Origin of the sequence: Bartonella sp. AP58NXGY (assembly GCF_042195785.1) — a bacterium.
In the GTDB taxonomy this organism is placed as follows: domain Bacteria; phylum Pseudomonadota; class Alphaproteobacteria; order Rhizobiales; family Rhizobiaceae; genus Bartonella.
The window spans coordinates 310-581 of record NZ_JBHIOY010000391.1 but is presented as its reverse complement, the minus strand read 5'-3'; the positions used below and the strand labels follow the sequence as shown (position 1 = coordinate 581).

Genomic DNA, 272 nt, shown 5'->3' with positions numbered 1-272 from the left:
TTTTTCAGATACTGGGCTTTTTGGTGTTCACGCAGCGACTGGACAAGAAGGACTCAAAGAACTTGTGCCTGTGATTCTTGATGAACTTTCCAAGGCAAGCAAAAATATTCACGCCAATGAACTCCAACGAGCACAAACGCAATACCGTGCTAATCTCACAATGTCACAGGAAAATCCTTCTAGTCAAGCACATCTCATTGCTCGCCAAATACTTCTTTACGGTCGTCCCATTCCAATATCGGAAACAATTGAACGCCTCAATCTCATCACGC

General features: G+C 43.8%; 1 pseudogene. It reads left to right on the top strand.

The annotated features are described in order from the left end of the window. Window positions 1–272: pseudogene (locus ACFINC_RS11620) on the top strand (insulinase family protein); the annotation flags it as partial.